Below are 7,708 nucleotides of genomic sequence, written 5' to 3' on the forward strand. Positions count from 1 at the left end.
CGTGTCTGATAAAACGGTTGGCTATATTTTTTGGGCTCAAAAGTCTGGCTTTCGAGAGGAAGTGATACTGGAACTAGATCAAATAGCGATCCATCCAGATTTTCAAGGTTTGGGATTAAGCAAAAAACTAATTATAGACTCGCTTAAGGACGTTGAGAATGAATTATTGCAAAGAAATCAGAAGATAAAAAACGTACTGGTGACGACAGGCGTGAATAACTTCGCAAGAAAAATTTATGAAGATTTGTTAGGTGCTCAAGAAGTTGCAATTATCTCTGATTTATATAGTGCACCTGAAGTTTATTTAAAAGCAGATCGAAAAGATTTAGTTTTTTAGCCTGAATGGCTTATTTAAAAAATATATGAACAAATATTAATTGATCTATAAGAAATCTTTTGAAGGACTGATTAAGAATAGTAGAAAAATCCCTAGATAAAGGGATTTCAATGCCAAGTAATCAATATGAGAATAGGAATGAGGTGAAATTGTGATATTTGCTATGACACCCTAAAAGACTCTAGGAACGAGTTTAGTGATGAAAGTGTAAAAGCTGACTCGGAAAAATGGAGTGATTTATGAGTATTGTTGAATTACATGAAGTGAAGCGCCACTTACACTATGCCGATGATAGCAATGATGCCTCATTAAAAAGCTTTATTGTTGCTGCTGACGCTATAATTAAAAATTATATTACAGATAATTTTGGATCGGAATATCCATCTGCCATTAAACAAGCTGCTTTACTATTAATTGAATACTGGGAACAGCACAGAAAAGATGGGGGAGAGGTGTCTGTGAATGGTAACTACCTCCCGATACCCGTACTCTCTTTGCTTAATCTATATCGTAAGCCCACTGTTTGATAGGTGATGTAGATAATTGTATGTATCTTTAGGCATGGTATATTTGAAATCACTGCATTGTAATTGAGAATTATTTGCATTTATTGGGTTTGTGCGTTAGAATCAATTTCAAGAATAAAATAAAATTTGACAATGATGTTTCATTAACCCAGCTCTATTGATTCTCCAGAGGCTGGGTTTTTTATCTGCTTTAACAAAAAATAAAATTAGGTTAAATTATACCGATTGTTAAAATAATTATGAGAATAAAAGATCATGAACAAAAAATTTGAATTACATGTACTCAGCCAAATCTATGACTTTCTAATTGAAAGAGAAGGATTCACTGCTCTGAATCTTCATTTTAAAGTTATGGAATTCTTTAGGGAGTTACATGTGGGGGATAAGAGGAATTTTGTTGTTTTGGCCCCGAATAAAATTTCAGGTAATTTCGGTGAGGTTACTCATATTCATTTATTAAATATTCCACATTTCCATGAAAAGGAAAAATTTATTCATTGGGCACATAAAGCTCTAAATCGCTAAGCACCTCATTTGTAAGAAGAGAATCATGTTGTTTCATAAATTAAACATTTAAATCTCTAGATTTTGATAAGTTATATTTTTAAATCGTGCTAGGCAAAAATGATGAAAATATTTGCAATAGTAAGTTTAGTTTTAATGCTGGGATTAACGGCATGCCAAAAAAGAGATACAGATACGAAAGAGCAGGATAAAACTACAACGCCACATTCCATGGATAAAGATCAGTAAGAAAAAGCTCGCCAAATGGTGGGCTTTTTCAAGAGTTAAAATGGTATAGTAGCGCTGTCATTTAAGTACTTTTTTCTATGTCTGAAACCTATAAATACATTTACACCCAAATTAGTACATTTGGATCATTACCTACACATAAAGTTCTTATAAGTAGTGTAGGAAGGAAGACAAAATTAGTTTTCGCTGATAATACTTTTGTTTATAGTACTGTTTCTGATTGGGCTTTAAGTCATTCGGGTCTTGATTCTAGGAAATCAATATGGTCTGAAGAGCCTAGGTCATTTTTAGACAGTGAAAAAACAAGATTAAGCATCTATAGAGCTTTACATCCTGCTTTTATCACTGAAGCAAGCATTGGTTAAACACTAGTATTTTGTATGCTGCTTATGTAATAACGGCTTATATTACAAATAAAGTTTGCTTTGTGCACGCTTAGGGCGTATAAAGCTAACTCGTTGATGCGGGATGGAGCAGTCTGGTAGCTCGTCGGGCTCATAACCCGAAGGTCGTTGGTTCAAATCCAGCTCCCGCTACCAACGAAAAAGATTCAAAGTTTATAGCCTAGTCTTCACAGATTAGGCTTTTTTTATGGCTAGTTAATTTTATACATAGCGGTTTCTAAGAACGTGCTTTTATACAAGTTACTGGAATGGTGTGTAAGCAGTGAAAGCACAGTATTTCTAGAAAACATCAGAGTTGTAAGTGACGTAAAACAGGTTTAAGTCTTATTCTGATTCTAAAGGCATAATGGGTTTTCCAAATAAACCAATATTTTTATCCCCCCATTGTTTTAATGCAACCAAAATAGGTGCTAAAGAAGTACCGAGTGTAGATAATCGATATTCTACTTTAGGTGGAACAACGGCATAAACCTTTCGTAGAATCAGTTGATCCTCTTCAAGTTCACGTAATTGTCTAGTGAGCATTTTTTGAGTGACATTTGGAATTTTCTTTCTCAGTTCATTAAACCTTAAAACGTCGTCTTCTAATAAATGCCACAAGATAATACTCTTCCATTTACCATCAAGTAAGCCTATGTCAGCTTCAACAGAACATCCTGGTGTGCAATCAAAACGTGAATGTTTTAGCTTACCCATTTCAATAGTATCCTTTTGGTAACTATAAGACGAATTTGTCTGTATAACTTAAAAAAGAATATTAAGTAAACTCAAATAACAAAACAAGAGGACAAGTGAATGAAGGCTATTTCTTATATTGACGGTATGGATCATGGATTTCAAAATCCACTGGTAGATATTGAAAAAACAATGCCGACCTTAAAAGATCGGGATTTGTTGGTTAAAGTCAAAGCGATCTAGGTTAACCCTGTCGATACTAAGGTTAGACGAAACCCAGTAGCAGTAGGCAACACACGTATCTTAGGATGGGATGCAGTGGGTGAGGTTGTTGAAGTCGGTTCTGGCGTGCAACATTTTAAAGTCGGAGATCAGGTCTGGTATGCAGGTGATTTAACTCGGGATGGGAGTAATGCGGAATATCAAGCAGTAGATGAGCGTATTGTTAGCTTAAAACCTCAAAGCCTGAGTGATGCTGAAGCTGCTGCGCTGCCATTAACCGCTATTACAGCGTGGGAAATGTTATTTGATCGTTTCAATGTTGATTTAGACAAATTTGATAATATTTTAGTGATTGGAGGCGCTGGCGGTGTAGGGTCTATTGCGATTCAATTACTCAAAGCGAAGACAAATTTAAGAGTTATTGCTACAGCATCTAGGGAAGAGACTAAAGCATGGGTTAAGTCTTTAGGGGCTGACTATGTCATCGATCATACCGAAGATTTAAACACGCAAATCAAAGCATTGGGTTTAGACGCACCTCGATATATTTTTTCAACCAATCAAACAGAAACGTATCTTCCTCAAATCTCTAAGCTAATTGCTCCACAAGGAAAGTTTGGCTTAATTGATGATCCGAAATCACTGGATATCGTTGAGTTTAAGTCTAAGTCAGTTTCTGTACATTGGGAGTTCATGTTTACACGTTCAATGTTCAATACTACAGATATTGAACAACAATCTCAGCTATTACATCAGGTTGCAGAACTGGTAGATAACCACAGAATTAAAACCACGCTGAATCAGACTTTAGGCAAAATTAATGCGAAAAATTTAAAACTTGCTCATGAACTGATTGAAACTGGCCGAGCGAAAGGAAAAATCGTTTTGGAAGGCTTTTAACTATAGTTTTAAGCTCAACTTAAATAAGTGGGTTAATTTTTAAGTTAAACACTTGAAACTATACAATTAGGATCAATATTCTCAGCAAGGCCATTCTAGGGTTCAGCGCACTAGGATGGTTGTCCTTTTTTCGAAATTCGTTTCACTCATGTACATATAATAAAGAGCTTTTGGAGTAATTTTTTCAATTCATTAAGTATTATGTTGTAAAGAATAAAACACACAACTTTGATTTAATATATTATTCTCAGCATAAGTCTAGATAGAGCGCCGTGTAGCGCTTTATTCTTATTTAAGTTAAATCAAAACATTGCTTTGCGAGTATTAAAAATCTTAGGCACAGAAGATTTCGTATAATTGTGATTATTTGAACACCCAAGAGCTATTTCACTGTTCCTGCTTTTTGCATTTCTTGGTAAAGCTGATCAAGATAATGTTGTTGTTGGACGTTATCTTTAAAGTATCGTTGATAATTCACACTACAACTATCGATATCGGCGATATTATTGAGATTGAATGTCCAATCATCCGTATTTTTAACACGAATGCCTAAGTCATCACTACATTTCTGCCAAAGTTGAGAAAAACGTGTCTGTTTATTGCTTGGGAGTTGGTTGAAACGTGCATAAACGCTGAAGCCTTTCATTTCTGAGTTAAAATATTTGTGAATAAAACCAATGGGTACACCAGCCCAATTCATTGATTGATCTTCTGGGAAGGAAATCCTGATGAGTTTTTTTTCATTCAGTAATGAATCTTGTTGGCCTGATTTAAAATGTTGTTCTTCATATTCTAGTTTTGTGCCTATAGGTACATTGATCTTTTTCACGATCATTGGTTGTGTCGTGGTGTAATAAGGATAATCAGGCCTACCATTGCCGCCTGTAGGGTTCATATTGCCAACACATGCTCCCAAATTTGAGAGTAGGGCGATGCAAAAGATTAATCTAACTTTATTATTCATTATTGATCCTAAAAAAATTTTATTTAAAGGCTATTTTATTTATCCAGAATGAACCCATAGTACACCCTATGCGAGACGTTTGAAATTTCATCTCTAGCCTCAATGTTTTGGCTCAAGCTATTCTAAAGCTCAACATACGACTAAGGCTTTTTAGATGCTACAACTACTATTTTTAAGGACGATTCAATTCATTGCAGGGAACACTTAATATAATTAAAATTTATGACAGCTATAAATAACTTGAATATTTATTTTTTTCATGTATACTTGGCCTAACTAGAAAAAAGTAATGTTTAGTAAATCTTCTTTAAGTATCGCAGTTTTAGTCATAATCCTCCGTTGTTTCAGATCTTAAGCTCCACTTTTATTATTTTCAAAGTTACATCTAGTCATTTATTTTTGACTAAAATTATTAAAATTCAGCAGGATATATTATGTCTACTACAGTTACCGGTACAGTTAAATGGTTTAATGAAACTAAAGGCTTTGGTTTCATTCAACAAGAATCTGGTCCAGATGTTTTTGCTCACTTTCGCGAAATCGCTAGTTCAGGTTTTAAAACATTGCATGAAGGCCAACAAGTGTCATTCAGCATAGAGCAAGGTCAAAAAGGCCCAAATGCTGTAAATATTGTTGCTTTATAAGAAGCATTAAATATAAAAAAGCACTGAACAGTGCTTTTTTAATGACTAAAAATTATTAATTAAATAATTATTCCTTGTTGGAATATATGAAAAAAACTGGTGAAATTTGAAAAAACTTAATACATTAATTGCTAAATCTTCAAATGGTACTGAAATTATAGTCTCGTTAATTCCTCTAAATAAAATGCAAAATACCCGTGATGGCTTGAAATCTATTGAAGTGGGTAAGCGTGTGCTGCTTCAGTCTGGAATCGAAGTGGACTTAAATTTAGATGGTAGAACATTCTATACCGCTTTAAATCAATTATTTAAATTTAACTATAAAGTTGCCTAACTAAATATTTGATTATATTGTTTTTTAAATGAATTAATATTATAGGTATAGAAAAAATGTTAAAGAAAAATGTTACTGTCAAAGATCAATTCGGTACTGAATACTCTATTCAGGCAACTGTAGATAAAAACTCTTGCAGCACAATGTTGCATTCAAATTTAAGATATATCACTGTTGATGGCGAAGATATTCGTCCTGGTTTTGAAATGTTCTTCCAAAGTCTCAATAGCGGTAAAATTTTCAAGTTGATCTGAATGTTATTAGTTTTAATTTGGTCGTGATGACTAATACTACATTATCTTAATCAGCCCCAATTACTCCTCCTCAAATCTATTTGAATTATAGAACAGTTATTTTAGATAATTTGAAGAGGGCTATGTCAGGCAGAACACTTTTGTTAATAAGTGGTTTAATGACATAGCTAAAAAGTATTCCTAGCAAAAAATCTTTTGTGAATGGATAAATTGAATGATTTTTGTACTACAAATGGATTTTAGCTTAAGGTACTGAGTGTGGAAATATACAGTTACGTCCATTTGCTTTAGCAAGATATAATTGCTCGTCTGCTCTTCGTAGAACAGTTGTTTTAAGCTCTTTCCTTTTCCAAGTCACTACTCCAAAGGACATAGTCACTTCTTCAATCCTCGGAAACTTACAAGATTCAATGACTGTGCGTAGTCGATCAGCCATTTTCAAAGCTGAATCTAGTTTGATACTTGGTAATACGATTAATATTTCGTCTCCTCCCCAACGAATGAGAGTGTCCTTGCTACGCAAATTTTTGGAGAGCTCATGCATGACTTGTTGTAAGACCTTATCTCCTAATGCATGACCATGAGTATCATTAATGGTTTTAAAGTAATCGATATCAGCCAATAACACGCAGCAAGAGTTATCTTCATTGCACATGTCTTTTTGAATGGTATCTAGAAGATGTTCACCATAGCGACGATTAAAAATACTCGTCAAACTGTCGTAATTGGCCCACTCTTCAAGTTGACTCTTGATCTCGATATGATGATTAATATTTCTACCGATACTCACATTGTGTGTAATTGTGCCATTACGGTCTTTTAGAGGGGATGAAACGAGCTCTAAGAAATGCTTTTCATATACATGGTCTTTATTTTCAATATCCTGATTTTTTATTCTTTGTAGTTCTATCAGCTTTTGATCATGTGGATATAATTTTGTGATAGGTTCATCTTTTAAATCTGCTAGGGTGTAGCCCGAGAGTTCCTCTGCGGCATGATTCATAAATTTAATTTTAGCTTGATCATCCGTGATCACTATCGTATCGGGTGTTGTATTGATTGCTGCAACCAGCATCGCTTGATATTTAAGACTTTCGTTTTTTTCCGTGATATCTCGTTGAACGGATACAAAATGGGTGATTTCACCTGTTTCAGTTTTAATCGGGGAGATGTTCCACTCTACATCGTACGGTGTTTTATCTTTGCGATAATTAATCGTATGGTTATGGAAAAATAGTCCTTGAGATATGCAGTCTTTTAATTCCTGAATCACGGTTAGATCTGTCTCAGGCCCTTGTAAGATACGGGGCGATTGTCCAATTAACTCTTCTTCGCTATAACCTGTCATTTCACAAAATGCTGGATTGCAGAAAAGGATGTGTGGGCCATTATTCTCAAAGCATGCATTTGTAATGACGATCGCATTAAATGATTGCTGAATTGCCAAAGCCATTAAACTATTTAATTCAGTCGCTGTTAATTTTTTGTGTTCAGAATATTGAGGCATATTGGAGTGAATCACTATGTTTCTTTATTGTTGTACCTATTCTTATTAATATCATAAATTAGGGCGAATTCAAACATGAGGTGCGACAGTTTGAAAAGTCTTATGATAATCAACAAGCTGAGCAAATTTCTCTAATGGTGTAAGCCAATCTAACGCTTTTCTAGGACGAGTATTCAGTGACATGGCA

At 34.4% G+C, this 7,708-nt stretch carries 11 protein-coding genes, 1 tRNA gene and 2 pseudogenes; 10 read left to right on the forward strand and 4 right to left on the reverse strand.

Annotated elements, in window-relative coordinates; genetic code table 11:
- Nucleotide 1: 1 nt before the first annotated feature.
- The 6 genes from HYI04_RS14265 (at nt 2) to HYI04_RS14285 (ending at nt 2,156) form a co-directional block, all read left to right on the forward strand.
- The gene (locus tag HYI04_RS14265) at nt 2-337 is read left to right on the forward strand and encodes an N-acetyltransferase (RefSeq protein ID WP_263507264.1); all 336 of its coding nucleotides are present in this window, start codon (nt 2-4) and stop codon (nt 335-337) included.
- Between the two features lie 239 nt (nt 338-576).
- Nucleotides 577-864: a head-tail connector protein gene (locus HYI04_RS14270; protein WP_010326555.1), complete on the forward strand. Its 288-nt coding sequence runs from the start codon at nt 577-579 to the stop codon at nt 862-864.
- Nucleotides 865-1,119: 255 nt separating this feature from the next.
- The gene (locus HYI04_RS14275; RefSeq protein ID WP_010326556.1) at nt 1,120-1,389 is read left to right on the forward strand and encodes a hypothetical protein; all 270 of its coding nucleotides are present in this window, start codon (nt 1,120-1,122) and stop codon (nt 1,387-1,389) included.
- Between the two features lie 102 nt (nt 1,390-1,491).
- Nucleotides 1,492-1,617: a hypothetical protein gene (locus HYI04_RS16995; RefSeq protein ID WP_017397253.1), complete on the forward strand. Its 126-nt coding sequence runs from the start codon at nt 1,492-1,494 to the stop codon at nt 1,615-1,617.
- A 77-nt stretch (nt 1,618-1,694) separates the two neighbouring features.
- Nucleotides 1,695-1,982 carry a hypothetical protein gene (locus HYI04_RS14280; RefSeq protein ID WP_081241755.1) on the forward strand — a complete coding sequence of 96 codons (288 nt, stop codon included), beginning with the start codon at nt 1,695-1,697 and terminating at the stop codon, nt 1,980-1,982.
- Between the two features lie 97 nt (nt 1,983-2,079).
- Nucleotides 2,080-2,156, forward strand: a tRNA-Met gene (locus tag HYI04_RS14285).
- Nucleotides 2,157-2,345: 189 nt separating this feature from the next.
- Here HYI04_RS14285 and HYI04_RS14290 read toward each other — a convergent pair.
- Entirely contained in the window at nt 2,346-2,717 is a 372-nt protein-coding gene (locus HYI04_RS14290; RefSeq protein ID WP_010326557.1) for a helix-turn-helix domain-containing protein, read from the reverse strand.
- Nucleotides 2,718-2,816: 99 nt separating this feature from the next.
- Here HYI04_RS14290 and HYI04_RS14295 point away from each other — a divergent pair.
- Nucleotides 2,817-3,818: pseudogene (locus tag HYI04_RS14295) on the forward strand (zinc-binding alcohol dehydrogenase family protein).
- Between the two features lie 382 nt (nt 3,819-4,200).
- On the opposite strand, the gene HYI04_RS14300 reads toward HYI04_RS14295, so the two are convergent.
- Nucleotides 4,201-4,782: a hypothetical protein gene (locus HYI04_RS14300; protein WP_029575005.1), complete on the reverse strand. Its 582-nt coding sequence runs from the start codon at nt 4,780-4,782 to the stop codon at nt 4,201-4,203.
- A 434-nt stretch (nt 4,783-5,216) separates the two neighbouring features.
- Between HYI04_RS14300 and HYI04_RS14305 the strand changes: the two genes are divergently transcribed.
- From HYI04_RS14305 to HYI04_RS14315, 3 genes are all read left to right on the forward strand, one after another.
- Nucleotides 5,217-5,426, forward strand: a complete 210-nt coding sequence (locus HYI04_RS14305) for a cold-shock protein (protein ID WP_004693506.1) — start codon at nt 5,217-5,219, stop codon at nt 5,424-5,426.
- A gap of 106 nt (nt 5,427-5,532) precedes the next feature.
- Nucleotides 5,533-5,760, forward strand: a complete 228-nt coding sequence (locus tag HYI04_RS14310; protein WP_004980159.1) for a hypothetical protein — start codon at nt 5,533-5,535, stop codon at nt 5,758-5,760.
- Between the two features lie 56 nt (nt 5,761-5,816).
- On the forward strand, nt 5,817-6,014 hold the full coding sequence (locus tag HYI04_RS14315) for a hypothetical protein (protein WP_010326560.1): 198 nt from the start codon (nt 5,817-5,819) through the stop codon (nt 6,012-6,014).
- 244 nt (nt 6,015-6,258) lie between these two features.
- On the opposite strand, the gene HYI04_RS14320 is transcribed toward HYI04_RS14315, so the two are convergent.
- Both HYI04_RS14320 and HYI04_RS14325 read right to left on the reverse strand, forming a co-directional pair.
- Nucleotides 6,259-7,521 carry a sensor domain-containing diguanylate cyclase gene (locus HYI04_RS14320; protein WP_010326561.1) on the reverse strand — a complete coding sequence of 421 codons (1,263 nt, stop codon included), beginning with the start codon at nt 7,519-7,521 and terminating at the stop codon, nt 6,259-6,261.
- Between the two features lie 69 nt (nt 7,522-7,590).
- Nucleotides 7,591-7,708, reverse strand: a pseudogene (locus tag HYI04_RS14325) (IS30 family transposase); the annotation flags it as partial.

The organism is Acinetobacter sp. SwsAc2 (assembly GCF_013391465.1).
Lineage (GTDB): Bacteria > Pseudomonadota > Gammaproteobacteria > Pseudomonadales > Moraxellaceae > Acinetobacter > Acinetobacter johnsonii.

Coding starts and splice junctions, on each gene's coding strand:
- HYI04_RS14270 (WP_010326555.1), top strand. CDS start 577: ATGAGTATTGTTGAATTACATGAAGTGAAGCGCCACTTACACTATGCC.
- HYI04_RS14275 (WP_010326556.1), top strand. CDS start 1,120: ATGAACAAAAAATTTGAATTACATGTACTCAGCCAAATCTATGACTTT.
- HYI04_RS16995 (WP_017397253.1), top strand. CDS start 1,492: ATGAAAATATTTGCAATAGTAAGTTTAGTTTTAATGCTGGGATTAACG.
- HYI04_RS14280 (WP_081241755.1), top strand. CDS start 1,695: ATGTCTGAAACCTATAAATACATTTACACCCAAATTAGTACATTTGGA.
- HYI04_RS14290 (WP_010326557.1), bottom strand. CDS start 2,717: ATGGGTAAGCTAAAACATTCACGTTTTGATTGCACACCAGGATGTTCT.
- HYI04_RS14300 (WP_029575005.1), bottom strand. CDS start 4,782: ATGAATAATAAAGTTAGATTAATCTTTTGCATCGCCCTACTCTCAAAT.
- HYI04_RS14305 (WP_004693506.1), top strand. CDS start 5,217: ATGTCTACTACAGTTACCGGTACAGTTAAATGGTTTAATGAAACTAAA.
- HYI04_RS14315 (WP_010326560.1), top strand. CDS start 5,817: ATGTTAAAGAAAAATGTTACTGTCAAAGATCAATTCGGTACTGAATAC.
- HYI04_RS14320 (WP_010326561.1), bottom strand. CDS start 7,521: ATGCCTCAATATTCTGAACACAAAAAATTAACAGCGACTGAATTAAAT.